At 25.2% G+C, this 14,027-nt stretch carries 13 protein-coding genes; 11 read left to right on the top strand and 2 right to left on the bottom strand.

Going from position 1 to position 14,027, the window contains the following annotated elements; translation table 11 throughout:
* Position 1: 1 nt before the first annotated feature.
* The 11 genes from HW276_RS06100 to HW276_RS06050 all read left to right on the top strand — a co-directional run bounded on the left by HW276_RS06100 (position 2) and on the right by HW276_RS06050 (position 12,448).
* Positions 2–1,756, top strand: coding sequence for a hypothetical protein (locus HW276_RS06100; RefSeq protein WP_178937805.1), 1,755 nt, complete (start codon positions 2–4; stop codon positions 1,754–1,756).
* Positions 1,756–2,346: a 4Fe-4S single cluster domain-containing protein gene (locus tag HW276_RS06095; RefSeq protein WP_178937804.1), complete on the top strand. Its 591-nt coding sequence runs from the start codon at positions 1,756–1,758 to the stop codon at positions 2,344–2,346. The genes HW276_RS06100 and HW276_RS06095 overlap by 1 nt, the downstream gene beginning before the upstream one ends.
* A 14-nt stretch (positions 2,347–2,360) precedes the next feature.
* Entirely contained in the window at positions 2,361–3,824 is a 1,464-nt protein-coding gene (locus HW276_RS06090) for a hypothetical protein (protein WP_178937803.1), read from the top strand.
* A 12-nt stretch (positions 3,825–3,836) separates the two neighbouring features.
* On the top strand, positions 3,837–4,997 hold the full coding sequence (locus HW276_RS06085) for a hypothetical protein (RefSeq protein ID WP_178937802.1): 1,161 nt from the start codon (positions 3,837–3,839) through the stop codon (positions 4,995–4,997).
* 56 nt (positions 4,998–5,053) lie between these two features.
* Positions 5,054–5,791, top strand: coding sequence for a hypothetical protein (locus tag HW276_RS06080; RefSeq protein ID WP_178937801.1), 738 nt, complete (start codon positions 5,054–5,056; stop codon positions 5,789–5,791).
* Between the two features lie 9 nt (positions 5,792–5,800).
* Positions 5,801–8,335 carry an AAA family ATPase gene (locus HW276_RS06075; RefSeq protein ID WP_178937800.1) on the top strand — a complete coding sequence of 845 codons (2,535 nt, stop codon included), beginning with the start codon at positions 5,801–5,803 and terminating at the stop codon, positions 8,333–8,335.
* Positions 8,325–9,032, top strand: a complete 708-nt coding sequence (locus tag HW276_RS06070) for a hypothetical protein (RefSeq protein WP_178937799.1) — start codon at positions 8,325–8,327, stop codon at positions 9,030–9,032. Before HW276_RS06075 ends, HW276_RS06070 begins: the two co-directional genes overlap by 11 nt.
* A 256-nt stretch (positions 9,033–9,288) precedes the next feature.
* Positions 9,289–9,789, top strand: a complete 501-nt coding sequence (locus tag HW276_RS06065) for a HEAT repeat domain-containing protein (RefSeq protein ID WP_178937798.1) — start codon at positions 9,289–9,291, stop codon at positions 9,787–9,789.
* Positions 9,786–10,367, top strand: coding sequence for a DUF4291 domain-containing protein (locus HW276_RS06060; RefSeq protein ID WP_178937797.1), 582 nt, complete (start codon positions 9,786–9,788; stop codon positions 10,365–10,367). Before HW276_RS06065 ends, HW276_RS06060 begins: the two co-directional genes overlap by 4 nt.
* A gap of 161 nt (positions 10,368–10,528) precedes the next feature.
* Positions 10,529–11,860: an FAD-dependent oxidoreductase gene (locus HW276_RS06055; RefSeq protein ID WP_178937796.1), complete on the top strand. Its 1,332-nt coding sequence runs from the start codon at positions 10,529–10,531 to the stop codon at positions 11,858–11,860.
* A gap of 45 nt (positions 11,861–11,905) precedes the next feature.
* Entirely contained in the window at positions 11,906–12,448 is a 543-nt protein-coding gene (locus HW276_RS06050; protein WP_178937795.1) for a hypothetical protein, read from the top strand.
* Between the two features lie 84 nt (positions 12,449–12,532).
* On the opposite strand, the gene HW276_RS06045 is transcribed toward HW276_RS06050, so the two are convergent.
* Positions 12,533–12,901 (bottom strand): pheromone cAD1 o protein, encoded by a 369-nt coding sequence (locus tag HW276_RS06045; protein WP_178937794.1) that lies wholly within the window; start codon positions 12,899–12,901, stop codon positions 12,533–12,535.
* An 89-nt stretch (positions 12,902–12,990) separates the two neighbouring features.
* On the bottom strand, positions 12,991–13,896 hold the full coding sequence (locus HW276_RS06040) for a toxin-antitoxin system YwqK family antitoxin (protein WP_178937793.1): 906 nt from the start codon (positions 13,894–13,896) through the stop codon (positions 12,991–12,993).
* Positions 13,897–14,027 lie beyond the last annotated feature (131 nt).

Raw genomic sequence — 14,027 nt, 5'->3', positions numbered from 1 at the left:
AATGGAAAAAGGACTTGATAACAGTAGTGGTTTAGGTAAGGGAAAAGATAAAATATTAGAAAAAAATGGAGGAAAAGATAAAATGAGCGAAGATTATAGAGATGGCAATTGTCAACCAGCATGTCAAGATAATAATAGGGAAGATGAGAATAATGATCAACAAGAAAGTATAAAAATAGTAGGAGAGACAGATGAAAATATTCGTAGTAGAAGTAGAATGTCTGATACTGAAAAAGATAGAGAGCAATTTTATGAAGAAACTGGAAAAGTTGAAAATGATACTCAACAAGAAAATAAAAGGAATGATACAATAGAAGAAATAAAAAAAATAGTTGAAAATAAATTAGAAGCTTTGGATAGTAGATTAGAAAAAATAGAATCAAACCAAGAAGAAAAATTAGAAGCTTTGAATAGTAGATTAGAAAAAATAGAATCAAACCAAGAAGATAGATTAGAAGCTTTGAATAGTAGACTAGGAGATATAGAATCTAAGCAAGAAGAAAAATTAGAAGCTTTGAATAGTAGACTAGGAGATATAGAATCTAAGCAAGAAGAAAAATTAGAAACTTTGAATAGTAGACTAGGAGATATAGAATTTAAGCAAGAAGAAAAATTAGAAACTTTGAATAGTAGACTAGGAGATATAGAATTTAAGCAAGAAGAAAAATTAGAAACTTTGAATAGTAGACTAGGAGATATAGAATCTAAGCAGGAAGAAAAATTAGAAACTTTGAATAGCAGACTAGGAGATATAGAATCTAAGCAAGAAGAAAAATTAGAAACTTTGAATAGTAGACTAGGAGATATAGAATCTAAGCAGGAAGAAAAATTAGAAACTTTGAATAGCAGACTAGGAGATATAGAATCTAAGCAGGAAGAAAAATTAGAAACTTTGAATAGCAGACTAGGAGATATAGAATCTAAGCAGGAAGAAAAATTAGAAACTTTGAATAGCAGACTAGGAGATATAGAATCTAAGCAGGAAGAAAAATTAGAAACTTTGAATAGTAGACTAGGAGATATAGAATCTAAATTTAAAACTCAAAAAGAATATGAAGAGAAATTGAAAAAAAAGGAAGTAGAATTACACTCAAAAGAATTAGAATTAAAAGGTGTAAGAGATAATTTAAAGTCAAAAGAATCAGAACTAGCTGAAACAAAAAGTAATTTAGAGACAAAAGAGAAAAAATTGGATAACACAAAAGAACAATTACAATTGAAAGAATCAGAACTAGCTACAACAAGTAGTAATTTAGAGACAACAAAAATTAGATTAAATGAATCAGAAACTAAATTAAATACAATAGAAAATTATTTATTTAAATTTAAACCACTAGTAAGAAAAATGGAAAAATGTTCATCATTATCAAAAATTAATAGTCAGATTAATTCTGAAAGTGAAAATAAAAAACTTTTAAAATTTGTTGGAATTTTTGGGAATGGGGAAGATTTTTTAAGAGATTTATACAAAGAATTTAAAGATAATAAAATGAATGAAAAAATAGCTTTAACAACAGAAGAATTAGAATTTATTGATGAAATAAATCATTATTTTAGAGAAAATATTTTAGAGGAAGGCCAAGAGGAAGATGTCTTAATAACAGTAGATCCTAATCAAGATAAATTTGACAAATCAATAATGCAGGATATACTAAAAGCGAGTGATTTTAGTTTTAAAACAGTAGAAGAATTTTATGTTCCAGGAGTAAAAACAAAATCATATAATATGAAAGCAATAGTAAGAGGACGAAAATAATGCCAAAAATTCAAAATTTTTCTGAAGAAGTATATGTATTAGGTCCTGGCAAGAGGTTTGTAATTTGGTATCAGGGATGTTTAAAAAACTGTAAACATTGTGTTAATCAAGAAGGAAGATTGTTAGAAGGTGGAAAAGAATATTCTAATAAAGAACTTTATGAAATAATACTAAATGAAAAAAATTTGACAGGAATTACTTTAAGCGGGGGGGAACCATTTTTACAGTTTAATGATGTATTTAATTTAATTAAAATGATTAAGGAAAATACAAATTTAGATGTGATGGTATATACGGGATATAAACTAGAAGAACTTATTAAAAAATATGGTAATGAATTTTGTAAATATATTGATATTCTTATTGATGGAGAATATGTAGAGGAATTAGATAATGGAGAAGAATTGAGAGGAAGTAGTAACCAAACTATACATTTTTTATCAAATAAATATCAAGAAGCTATGTTAAAGTTAAAAAAAAGTAAAAAGAGAGAAATTCAATTTGATATATTAGAAGGAGAAACAGTATTTATGATTGGAATTCCTCCTAAAGGATTTTATGAAAAACTTTTGAGAGAATTAGTAAAATAGGAGAGTGTATAAAAATGAGTGGAAGAAAAGCATCAGAAGTAAGTAGTGTATTAAATAGAGCAAATAAATCTAGAAATGTATTTGATGAAAATATTACAAAAGGCTTAAATATATTAAAAGGAAAAACAGTAGAATATGAAAGAGAGTACTTTGTAGTAGAAAATATGAGTATTTCAGAATTTTCTGTAGATGCAAAAAAAGAACTTTCTAATGAAGTAGAGATTGTACTTAGAAAATATAAAAATGTTGAAATAATTAATAAAAAAAATTATACTTCAGTTTATAATGAATATAAAAATAAAAATGAAGAATTAGATAAAAAAGTTCGAGAAAACGATAAAGAAGTTAAGAAAATATTTGATTCTATTAAAGGTAAAGACTGGTATTGTGATCAGGAATATAGGGATGCTGAAAAAGTAGAAAAAAGTTATAGAGAAATTTCTAATGAAAAAAATATACTTGAAAACAATTTAAACAAAACAAATGGAGAAATTGAACTGTTAAAAGGTGAATTACAAGCTGCAAAAAAAGTTAAAAATCAAATAAATGAAGAAATAAAAAAAATTAATGAGAAAGCTAAAAATATAATAGAGATTAGAAATCAAGCTAATTCTGTAAAAGTGTATATAAATAATGAGATAAATGATATTGATAAAAATATAGCTGAGAAATTTTTGAAAGAAGGATATTTTGAAATTGTACAAATATTAAAAGAAATAGAAACAACTTCAAATGAAGAAATTGTAAAAAATGTAGAAAAATATGAAAAAAAAATATCAAACTATAAAGAAGAATTAAATGAAAAATATCAAGAATTTTTAAAAATAAAATCTGAGTGTGAAATAAAAATTCAAAATTTAAAAAATAAAATAGATGAAAAAAGATTGTATAGACCGATGGATTATTATAAAAGTGAATCTAAAGCTGAAAAAATAGGATTAATTACATATTTAAAAGAATTTGTTAAAGGTGAATATGTAGAAAAAATCGAAAGTAAAATGAAACGATTAGAATTAGCTTTAAATAACGAAGAATTTGACTATATTTTAGCTAATGAGAAAGAAATAGACAATCTTGTAGATGAAGCGATAACATATTCAAAGTTAAAATTTGATCAACAAATGAAAACTATTGATGTTACATTTGGGATAAGAAAGGTTATGAGAAATTTAGGTTATCAAGTGGAAGCAAGAAAAATAAATGGAGATATTAATAATGGGTTTAGAGTTGTTGCTAAAGTAGGAGATGAAACAATTGATTTTGATGAAGTGAATGTTGATGAAGAAGGTAAAATTAAAATAGATATAGATCATACTGAAAGTAGAAAAGGAAATTGTGGAACTACTTGGAAAAATTTAAAAGATAAATTTGAAGAAGAAGGTATAATGATACAAGATATAACAAAAAATAATAGGAGTGTTCTATATAATTCATCTCAAACAAAGGAAGAAAATAATAAGACATCATTAAAGAAATAAGGGAAAAAATGGATGAGTAATAATTTAGATTTAGATGATTTAATAAAAGTATTAAAAAAAAAGAATTCGAAGCAAGAAATAGTTGAATCTAAAAAGTATATAAATAATTTGTTATATTTTTTAAGAGACGATAAAGTTTTGTTGTTTTATAAAGAAATAGAGAAAAGTTTTAAAACAAATGAAAAAAGCATTGAATATGAAAATATAATTACAAATATTATTCAACTTTTTCCATTAACTGAAAAAATTGTAAAAAAAATTATGTATCATATGAAGAGAAATGAAAAAAGATATATAGTACAAAGTTACGATATAAACAGAATTTTAATTGATGGACTAAAATATTTTTTAAGTAATTTTGATATTATAGAAAATGAGGAAATTGAAATTATTAAAGAATATAATTTACAAATAAAAAAATATAGAAGTAAGAAAGAAAAATTAGAATCTGAAAAAAAAGAACTTGAAAGTAAAATAATTGAAAATAAAATTCTTTTTAATGAAAATCGAAATTTAGAAGAAGAAGTTAAAAAATTAAAAATAAGAATTGCTGAAGAGAAAACAGAAATAGAAAACAAAAGAAAAAAATTGAAAGTAGAAAAAGAAATAACTGAAAATGGACAAAGAATGAAAGATAAAATTCATGAAGAGATAAATGATATTGATAAAAATATAGCTGAGAAATTTTTAAAAGAAGGATATTTTGAAATTGTACAAATATTAAAAGAGTTAGAAACAACTTCAAATGAAGAAATTGTAAAATATGAAAAAAAAGTATCAAACTATAAAGATGAATTAAATAAAAAATATCAAAATTTTTTAAAAATGAAATCTGAATGTGAAATAAAAATTCAAAATTTAAAACATAAAATAAATGTAAAAATTTTTTTACCCAGTAGTCATAATGTATCAATAAATGTATCAATAAATGAATTTAAATCAAAGAAAATAAGTTTAATGGAATACTTAGAAGAGTTACAAGATGTGCAAAAAAGTTATAAAAGTTATGAGTATAAAGTTAAAATTGAAGATGGAATAAAAGAACTAGAAAAAGCTTTAAAGAATGAAGATTTTGATTATATTTTAAAAAATACAGAAGTAAATGAAATCATAAATGAAGCAATATCGTATGTAAAAAACCATAAAAAAGGACCTTTTCATTTTTTGTACTAAAAGAATAAATGTCAACAAAAAATAATGAAGAAAATAATAATAAGGAGGAAAATAAGATGACTAATAGTCCAGATTTAGAAAATCTAGTGGAAATTTTAAAAAAAGAAAATTCAAAACAAGAAATATTTGAATCAGAAGAAAATATAGGTAATCTATTATATTTTTTGAGGGAAGAAAACATTGGAACATTTTATAAAGAAATAGAGAAAAATTTTGAAATAAGTGAAGAAAATAAATATGAAAATATAATTGTAAATCTTGTACAATTTTTCCCATTAACTGAAGAAATTGTAAAAAAAATTATATATCATATGAAGAACAATGAAAAGAAATATATTGATCAAGGTTATGATATAAGTGGAATTTTAATTACTAATTTGAGGTTTTTTTTAAGTAATTTCGATAAGATAAAAGATACTCAAATAAAAAAGATTAAAACTTATAATTTACAAATAGAAAAATATAATAAACAAAAAGAAGAATTAGAGTCTAGAAAAAGAAAAATTAAGGAAAAAGGAGCTGAAAATCAATTTCTTTATAATGAAGTTGAAAATTTAAAAAAAGAAGTTGAAGAATTGAAAATAAGTTTTTCTGAAGAAGGATTAGAAAATAAAAAAATAGAATTACAACAAGAAAGGGAAAATTTTAGAAAGAAAGAAAAAGAATTTGCAGTTATACAAGGTGAAATTGAAAAAATAGCAAGAGATATTGCTAATTTAGAAGGTTTTGATGACAATGAAGCATTTGAAGAATTTAAGAGATTTACAAAAAAAATAATAAAAAATAATGATTAGGGGAAAAAAATGTTAAAACATAGACTTATTGAACCATTAAGAACAGAATTAGATAAAGGGAAAAATATTATTTTTTTTCATGGAATGAAAGAGGATGAGACTTTTTTCTATGATTATGTTAGAGGTACACTTAATGCAGAAGAAACTTTTAAAATAGCTTCTTTAAGTACTAATAATGATGATATTATATTTTCTAATAGATACATCTATATTAATTCAAAAAATATAAACGTATTCGAAAATATAAATAATATAGAAGATGTGACAGAAAATTATTTTGCACAAGAACAACCTGATGATGATTTTGAAGGAGTAGAAGATCAAGAGAATAAAGGGAATTCAAAAGAAACAAAAGATGCAACAAATAATCAAGGTTCTTTATTTGAAAATAGATTAAAATTGATTGAAGAAAAGATAAATCAATATCCAGGGAAATATTTTATTTTTATAGATGAAATGGAATGGCTTGCTAATCTTTATTCATCTCAAGCAAAAGATAATGCTTTAAATTATGTGAAATATATAAAAGATTGGTCAAAAATAAAAAATGTTAAAATAATTGTAAAAGTTTCTAATATAGATTTAATTAAAGGATTTGATTTTGATTTAGAGAATAACTCTATATTTATAGGAAATCCTTCTAGTGAAGAAATACAAATAACTTATTTGAGAAAATATTTATCAGAAACAGAACTGGATAACCAAAAAATGAGAACGATTGTAAATGATTTAAAAGAAATTTCTTCAGCTATTTCTTCAAGTAATAATAATTTAAAATCAGCTATTAGGATTTATAATAATATTGTTAAACAAAATCCTCGGTACGAAATAGATAAAAAGCATTTTGAAATAGCGACTGAAAAGCTAATCGAAGAAAAAGTTTTGTTAGACGATGTAATATTGAAAGAAGATATTAAAAAATCTATTCTTGCAGCAGTTGATAATTTTATTAATGATGATGAAGGTAAAAGTTCTAGGAAAGGATTTATTCTTACAGGACCTCCGGGAACTGGTAAAACATTTTTGGTAAAAGCTATTGCAAATGAAAAAAATTGTTTCTTTTTAGCACCAACATTAGCTGATTTAAAAGGTGAATTTATAGGACATACAAGTGCAAATGTTAAAAGATTATTTGAAAAAGCAAGAGCAAATCAGCCAACAATATTATTTCTTGATGAAGTTGATACTTTATTTGGTCAAAGAGGAAGTACAGATACAGATAGTTTTGTTGAAGATTTAATAAATCAATTTTTAGTCGAAGTTGATGGAATGCAAACTGGAAAACAAAAAATATTTATAATTGCTGCAACAAATAGAGTCGATGTAATTGATTCAGCAGTTAGAAGTAGATTATCAGAAATTATAACAATAGACTTACCAGAACATGAAGAAAGAAAAGAATTGTTTCATAAAAAATTACTAAAACATAATTTTTCTTTTAAAGAAAAAAGTTTTCAATATGAAATATGTCAAAAAACAGAAAATATGTCAGGAAGAGACATAGATAACTTTATTAAAAAATTATGTGAACTAGTTAGAGAGAGATATGGTGAAATAGATTTAAGTTTTTTAAAAGATGATGAAGTAACAGAAAGACTATTTTTAGAAGTTTTAGAACATCAGGAAGAGGAATTAATTAAAAGTTTAGAACGAAAAATACGAGTACAAATTTTAAAACCTGAAGAAATAAATACAAGATTTTCAGATATACTAGGATATGATAAATTAAAAGAAGATATAACTGTTACTCTAAGTTATTTAAATGATACAAGTGAAAGAAGAAATAGAAGAAAAGATTTTGGTATAGAAAATCAATATGGAATACTTCTTTATGGACCTCCAGGAAATGCTAAAACTATGATTTCAGAAGCTATTGCAAAGGAAAATAATCTATATTATGTTAAAGTATTAAGCAAAGATTTTTCTTCGAATGGAGATATACTTGGAAATATACAACTTATTTTTAATGAAACCAAAAGGCTTTCGGAAATGACAAATAAATATAAAGGAGTATTATTATTTTTTGATGAATTTGATTCGTTAGCAGGAATACAAGTTCTTAATCCAATGGTTAGAGGAACTTTACTAGATTATTTAGCAAAAAATCAAAAAGGCGGAATACGACATGATACTTCCAAAGTTGTTTTAATGGCAGCAACAAATTTTTATGATCAAATAGATGAAGCAATAAAAAGAAAGGGCAGAATTGATAAAAATCTTAAAATGGATAACCCTACTGAAGAAATTGGTAAAGAAATGTTGCAGGATTTTTTTGAAAAAGACAAAAGTATTGGAAATATCAGTGAAGAAATAATTTCTTCGATTTATGAAAATCTTTTAAATGAAAAAAATACAGAGATAGATAGAATTAATAAATTATTGAAGCCAGAAGAACAAGTTGTTAGAGTAAGACCTTCAGGAGCAGATTTGAAAACCATTTATAAAGAAATCAAAAATACAGCTTTCAATATAAATAATATTGAAAATAATAAAATTAAAATTAATGAAAAAGTTTTGGAAGTGGTGTTTAATAGTGAAGGATAAAAAAAATATTTATAAAAACAATTGGATAGAAACAGGAGAAATCCCAAAAGGATTTAAAGCTTATGAATTGAATGATTTTATAAACAAAAAAAATTTTAAAATTATAGTTATTATAATTTCTGTTTTAGTTTTGATATTGGCAGTATTTTCTATGAATTTCAAAAAAAAAGAGGAGAAAAAATCACCAATAGCTACAATTTCTGGAAAAAAAGTAGAAAATACTAATATTTTAATGAAATTTGAAAATGGTTATGTGAAAAAAGCAGATAAAAATGAAAAATACAATGTTTATATAGATAAGTTATTCAATTTTTATTGTGCTATTCCTCAAGATTATAAAATTAGTAATTCTGGGGATAGTGTGAATAGGGTAGTTTTAGAAAATAAAGATTCAGACATTAAAATATTTGTTGGCGCTTCTGAAAATAAATTTAATTTAAAAATAAAAGAACTTATGGATCAGTATATTTCATCTTTTGGGAAAGTAGATTATAAAGCAAATGGAGATAATTGGTATGCAGTCTCTAAATATTATAATGGAGTATCGTACTATAAAAAAACTTTTTTAAAAGAAGGTAAGATATTGTGGTTTGAATTTAATATTAAAGATGATCCAACTAAGAATCCAGAAAAGAAAAAGAATATAGAAGAAATGATTGAATTTATGGAGGATAATTTTAATATTATAAAGAAATAAATAATTCTGAATTTATTCGAGAGTGTCCGTAAGTGTGTAAAAATTTTTATATAAATTTTATAGCATATGGAAACTCTCAATTTTTTTATTTGTGATGTTTTAGAAAGAAACATAAATAAATTTTTAATTTTATCATTAAATTTCTTACTTATTTAAAAAAGATAGTTTTTTATTTTTTCTTCCAAATATAATAAAATTTAGTTTGAAATTTTATAATTTTAGTAATACTATCTTTTCTTAAGAATTAAAAAAATTAATGTTGGAAAAATATAAAAAACAAATAAGTTTTCAACAATTACAAAAGGAATTTTTAAAAAATGATGATGAAAGAATAGAGTATATAAAAACAGAGTTGGAAAAAGCATATAATGAAAAAAATGGAGACAGCGTATATATTTTAATTTCAGCAATTTACATGTTCAAATTATACAGTGAAAAATTTGTTGATATTTTATGCAAATTAACAAAAGAAGAATGGCATGGAAAACATGAAGACATAGTGTTTTATCTCCAGCAACTAGAATTACCTTCTACGATAGATTGCATTTATGAATTAGCAACTTCGAATTTTGAAAAATACCGTTGGGATGATAATTTTGCACTAGTCAGAAAATGCTGTTTTGCTTTAGGAGATATAAATACTCCTAAGGCGAAAGAAAAATTGGAATTGTTGTTACAGAGTGAAGAAGAGACTATAAGAGAACATGCAATGGAACAGCTGAACAGATGTGACTTTACAAATAAGGATGTTGAATGAAAGGATTAATTATGAAAAAAGAAGAGGAAAGAAATATTTATGCTGTATTTGATGATAAAACAATAAGAGTTTATCAGGCATATAATAATGAAATAGCAGACGAGGCTTTAAAATTAGGAAAGTTTGGAAGTAAATTCAGTCTTACAAGAATGACCTGGATAAAGCCATCATTTTTATGGATGATGTACAGAAGTGGCTGGGCCAGTAAGCAAGGACAGGAAAGAATACTGGCAATTGACCTGAAAAGGGAAGGATTTGATGAAATAGTGAAAAATTCTGTACTTTCATCTTTTAGAGAAGTTTCTGATTTATCTAAGGAGGAATGGAAAGAAAAATTGGAAAATTCAGAAGTGAGATGTCAATGGGATCCTGATAGGGATATTTATGGCAATCCAATAGGAAGAAGAGCGATACAGTTAGGCATAAAGGGAGAAACGGTAAAAAAATATGTAAATGAGTGGATTGTAAATATAACGGATATAACAGAGGAAGTTATTGAGATGAGAAACAGTATTCAAAATGGAACTTTTTCAGAATCTATGCTTCCTCAAGAGAAAAAATATATTTTGAATGATTAGATTTTAAAATATTATTTAAATATAAATTTGTAAAAATTACAAAAAACTATTGATTTTTTTCTAAAATATAGTATAATTAAATAGATTGAGAAAAAAATAATTTGACATACTAATTGTTATTATTTAAATAATAATATCTTGATAGAAAAGGAGAAATAGATATGAAAGTTGTAGTAATTGGATGTACACATGCTGGGACGGCGGCAATTTTGAATTTGAGAAAGATGAATCCTGAAGCGGAGGTAACTGTATTTGAAAGAAATGATAATATTTCGTTCCTTTCTTGCGGGATTGCATTGTATGTTGGAGGAGTGGTGAAGGATCCTAAAGGGTTATTTTATTCTTCGCCTGAAAAATTAAAGGAATTGAATGTTGATACAAAGATGAAACATGAAGTTAAAAATGTTGATATTGAAGGTAAAAAAATTCATGTTGTAAATCTTGAAAATGGGAATGAATTTGATGAAACTTTTGATAAATTGATTATTACATCAGGTTCTTGGCCGATTATTCCGCCAATTGAAGGAATTGATCTGAATAATATTTTGCTTTGTAAAAATTATAATCATTCAAATGAAATTATTGAAAGGGCAAAAAGTTCTCAAAAAATTGTTGTTGTTGGTGCTGGGTATATTGGAGTGGAACTTGTGGAAGCATTTAGGGATAATGGGAAAGAAGTTGTGCTGGTAGATGCTGAAGAAAGAATTTTGAGTAAATATTTTGATAAGGAATTTACAGATGTTGCTGAAGAATCGATTAAACAAAGGGGAATTGTGCTTGCAACTGGGGAAAAGGTTTTGAAATTTGAAGGAAGTAATGGAAATGTGGCAAAAGTAATTACTGACAAAAATGAATATGAAGCTGATATGGTAATTATGTGTGTTGGATTCTTGCCAAGTACTTCACTATTTAAAGGACAGCTGGAAATGTTGCCAAATGGAGCGATTAAAGTTGATGAGTATATGCGAACAAGTAATAAGGATGTTATGGCGGCAGGAGATTGCTGTTCGGTATTTTATAATCCTTTACAAAAGGAAGTATATATTCCGCTTGCGACAAATGCTGTGAGAATGGGAACATTGGCAGGTATAAATTTATTTGAAAATAAAATTAGACATATTGGGACACAAGGGACTTCTGGAATAAAAATTTATGAAAATAATATGGCAGCAACTGGATTAACAGAAGAAAGTGCAAAAGAAGAAGGAATAGAAGTGGAAAGCATAATTGCTGTCGATAATTACCGTCCTGAATTTATGCCAACTTATGAAAAAGTGACATTAAAAGTAATTTATGACAAAAACAGCAGAGTAATTTTAGGGGCACAATTAACTTCTAAGATTGATCTGACACAATCAATTAATACATTGTCAGTATGTATTCAAAATAAAATGACAATAGAAGAATTGGCATTTGTTGACTTTTTCTTCCAGCCTCATTATAATAAACCTTGGAATTTCTTAAATTTGGCAGGATTGAATGCTTTAAAATAAAATTTAAGATATTAAAAATTAAAACTGCATATAGGTGAGAGAAAAATGATATATGACATATTAGATTTTTTAGAAGAGTTATTTTGGAAAGTAAGAGCTTACTACAGGAAAAGAAAAAGTATAGTTATAAGTATTTTTATTTTTATAATTTCAATTTATGCAGGAAGTTTAATTTATTTTCTAAAAGATGAGAAAATTAGTCTTGTAAAAGAAAATCGAAAATATAATTTCTGGTTTGTTCACGATTTTGATTTCAAAAGAAAACTTTACGCAATGAATTATGGATTTTCACTTAATGAGACAGTTAGGCTATATAATTTTAATTTTAAAAGGCATTTAGTTGGATGGAAATGGAAGATAGGAAGTAAAGATGTATTTTATGTTTTTATATTGCCATATAATAGAAAATACTTTTATGTTCCAGAAAGACAGATATTGTATTTGAAAAAAGCTGATTATTCAAAAGAATTTGAAAAAGAAGCTATAGATTATAAAAATATTGGAGAAATTCTTGAAGTAAAATTAGTGGAAGATGAAAAAGATAGAAAAATACGGAAATTTTTAAAATTTTTAGAAGAAAATAATTAAGAAAAAAAGGAGCAACCTCACAGATTAACTATGAGAGAACTCCTTTTTAGTTTTTTATAAAAATGAAAAATTTTAATTGCCTAACTACATTTGAAAATCTCCAGTTTCGCCATTATTTGCTTTATCTATCAAAAAGTTTGACATTTCTTTAAATTCTGATACTGCTTTTGCATCTTTTCCTGTTACAGAACTTACGCTTTGTGAATTTATAAGACTTCTTGAGATTTCAAGAGCTATATCTCTGAATGAATTCTGGCTCATTGAAAATAATTCACCATTTTGGTTTTTTCTATCATATTGAGCGCCAATTATTTTCCCATCTCTAACTGTTAATTTTACAAATGAATTCCAATTTCCGTCATATCTTTTTTCAACAGAATAAATACCGTTTTTTAATGCTGAAAATCCTAAGGCATTTAATAAAAACATTAAGATAACTAAAAATTTTTTCATATTTACCACCACTTTTCTAAATAAAAATTTTTTTCTAAAATCTCCCTCTAATATATTATACACTATTTCTTAAAAAAATCAATCATTTTTTAATAAAATGCTTGTGTATCTGTCACATAACCATCTTTGTTATAAAAAGTCCAGTTTCCATAAGCCTTGTAATTTTTCAAAGCTCCTTGTGCTTTGACTTTTCCGTTGTCATAATATTGAGTGAAGTTACCATTTCCATTTACTAATTTCATTTCACGTTCCTTTGAACCGTTTCTTGAATAGCCTAAAATGTCGGTAATAATACCATTTTGATAATTTTCGATTAATTTTTTTGTACCATTTTCATAGTTCCAAGTCCATTGCCCATTTCTGTAATTACGGGAATAATTTCCATTTGAACGTACAATACCGTTGGAATAGTATGATTTTGTTTCTCCGTTTAATTGTCCATTTGCATAAGTATTTTCATTTGTGACAATTCCATTTGAAACTTTTACTTCTTTTCCATTTTTTATATTGTTTGCATATTCAAGCGATGAAGTTAAACGTCCAAATTCATCAAAATCGTAACTTGCACCATTTAACATTCCATTTTTGTAATTTCTTATAGCTTTAGAATTACCATTTCCGTAAAAGTCGATATCTTCACCTTCTCTTACACCATTTGCATAATTTACAACTTTTTGCAAATTACCATTTTGATAGTATAAAAACATAGGCCCATTCAATGTACCGTTTTGATAATTTCTAACAGCCTGAGCATTTCCAGTCTTGTCAAATTCAACGTATACTCCAGTAAACGGCTGTCCAGTTTCTTTTACTGTAGCAAAATTTCCAGCAATTGCAACATTGTCAACTGTGCTATAGTATGAAGTTAATGCACGTGAAGACTGGGCTGAATATTCACTGCTTCTTTTAGCATAAACTTTTGGAACTGCTGCCGCTGATGACAAGATATTTATAGATAAACATGAAAATAATACTATTATTGATTTTTTTAACATAATAAATTTTCCTCCTTTTTTAATCATTGCTTTTATTATACCAGCAAAAAATTAGATTTACCTTAGAAAAAATGTGGTTATAAAAAAATTTTAAAAAATAAATAAAGTGTGCTATAATTTTAATGCTTGTT

It is taken from the genome of Leptotrichia sp. oral taxon 417, assembly GCF_013394865.1.
GTDB classification, from domain to species: domain Bacteria; phylum Fusobacteriota; class Fusobacteriia; order Fusobacteriales; family Leptotrichiaceae; genus Leptotrichia; species Leptotrichia wadei_A.
This window is presented reverse-complemented; position numbering and strand designations above follow the sequence as displayed.